We start from the raw sequence: 2107 nt of genomic DNA, 5'->3' as shown, positions 1-2107 counted from the left end.
GCCACGGTCCATAGGGACAGCGCCCGCCGAAGGCTGGCACGGCGAGTCTTCGTTGAGTGCACCGATCGCGAGTACAGGCGAAAGAAATTCAGAGAAAATGAAGGGCGGATGTGCGGAACATAGGCTTACATTCCAAATCCAACTTCCTGATACGGTTCCCCCGGCCGGTGCGGGCGGATGTGGATGGAAACGGTTTGATCGAGCCGCTTGAGGAATTCCAGTAACTTGTCGGTGGTGAACCGGCTGAAATGGCCGTTCATGAGGTGCGATACTTCCGGCTGTTTGATGCCCAGCAGCGAGGCGATCTCCCGCTGCTTGAGCTTTCGGGCCACGAGCAGCTTGTTTACGTGGAATCCCAACTGTGCCCGTGCGTAAAGCTCATCGGCGTCTTCAAGGCCCAGATCGGCGAAGACGTTGCCTGAGCCCTCTTCGTATTCGATGGGTTCCCGTTCCTTTTTACTCATGCTCCGCAAGCTCCTTCGCCTCTTTGTATCGCTGTTTGATCAAATCCACATCTGGTTTCGGGGTCGCAATCCCTTTCTTTGACTTCTTCTGGAAGGCGTGCAGCACGTAGATTCTTTCCCCGAGTTGCACCGCAAGCACCGTCCGGTACGCGTCGCCCTCAAAGCGTAGGGCGATCTCGAAAACCCCGCTGCCCACGCCCTTGAACGGCTTGGCGTCCTTCGGCATGCCGCCGAACTGGATCAGTTGCAACTCATCCCCGATCAGCTTCTGTGCTCCCTTGGGAAACGCCTGAAGGTTCCGCTTCGCGTTGCCCATCCAGACGAGGGGCCGCAATACCGGGGTTTCATCGTCGTCCGTAGCCAAAATGCTTGCTCCCTATTCTATAGGAATATTCCTATAGAGTCAAACGCCGTCTGCCAAGCCGCGATCCGGTGCCCGTCCCTCATTCCTTGGCAGTCTTCCCGCTCTCACCGGCAATCCCTTGGCCACCCCGGCTACGCCGGTCGCGTGCTCTCGGGGTCCGCTTCGCTCCCGTCCCTTCGGGACCGGCTTCGCCGCCCTCCCGCCCACTGGTGCAGGTCGGCAACGGGCGATTGCCACGCCCTCCGCTTCGCTGCGGTCATGGCAATCGCTGATCCGTCGCCTGTTGGTGGGTCGCTACGCTCCCGCCGCTGTTTGTTCCGGCCGGATTTCGCCCCAATCCTCTGTGGGGGGCGAAATCCGCCGGTTTGTTTATGTGTGATGGTCGCTTCGCTCCCGCTTTCTGTTTATCCCCCTCCGCCCCCAGCGGGGGTACGGGGGAAAAAGGAAAAGGGGGCATCGCGGGTTTAGGGAATCGCTCCCGTTGGTCGCTCGGAAGGCCCCCGCCAGAGCCACGCCGCCCCTTCCGCCCCTCCCACCCCTGGACCGCTCATAGCCCGGCTAATGCCCGGTCCGCAATGCCGCGTCAACGCGACGTAAACCGTTTTGCAGTAAAGGGAAATATTGTTTTTTGTGTAAGTATTCGGTAAACCCGTCGTCCTTGGTCGGCGCGCACCCTCACTCAGGCCACTCTGTGGGCCAACGAGAGGCTTCAAGACTCGAGTTCGTTGGACGACCGTTGTCCGCTTGGTCTATGAGTTGTCCGATGGTGGGAGATCTTCGTCGCAGCCCCAGGCGCGACGTTCTTCCGGCGTGAGATTCCACGGTAGGAACCGCTCCGCGTCGACCGGCGCCTGACCGCCGGCTTCGGCACACGCTTGCAGATAGGCCGTCAGCCAGAGGCGTGGGTTCAGACCCCACAGGCAGAGCGTCTGGAACAGCGAGAACATCCGCGCCGCCAGCCGGCCGCTCCAGACCGACCCGCTGCCGTAGTAGTTCTTCCGACCCACCACGGGCCCGCGCTGCACGCGCTCTGCCGTGTTGTTGTCCATCGGCACTTCCGGGTGCTCGACGAACACCGTTAGGCCCGTCCAGTGGTTGCCCAAGCTCTCCAGCACCTTCCGTCGCGCCGGGTGCAGCCCCGACTCTCCGAGTTCCGTCTCGCCGCGGGCCCCGAAGGCCGTCACCGCCGCGCGCAACGCGCCGTCGGCCGTGGCGAAGGCCACCGCGTCGGCACGTACCTCCAGGCGGGCCTCATTGAGTCGGTACAACGCACCGATCT

3 protein-coding genes are annotated in these 2107 nt (G+C 62.1%); all 3 read right to left on the bottom strand.

The window, feature by feature from the left end; translation table 11 throughout:
* Positions 1 to 125: 125 nt before the first annotated feature.
* Complete coding sequence (locus ACYOEI_RS40980) at positions 126 to 464, bottom strand: helix-turn-helix domain-containing protein (protein ID WP_462856459.1); 339 nt, start codon at positions 462 to 464, stop codon at positions 126 to 128.
* Positions 457 to 780, bottom strand: coding sequence for a type II toxin-antitoxin system RelE/ParE family toxin (locus tag ACYOEI_RS40975; RefSeq protein ID WP_462856460.1), 324 nt, complete (start codon positions 778 to 780; stop codon positions 457 to 459). Before ACYOEI_RS40975 ends, ACYOEI_RS40980 begins: the two co-directional genes overlap by 8 nt.
* 797 nt (positions 781 to 1577) lie before the next feature.
* Positions 1578 to 2107, bottom strand: a 530-nt coding sequence (locus ACYOEI_RS40970; protein ID WP_462856458.1) for an IS66 family transposase, incomplete at its 5' end; no start/stop codon positions are given.

It is taken from the genome of Singulisphaera rosea (assembly GCF_054877945.1).
The sequence above is the reverse complement of the archived record's forward strand: the minus strand, read 5'-3'. Positions and strand labels throughout refer to the sequence as shown.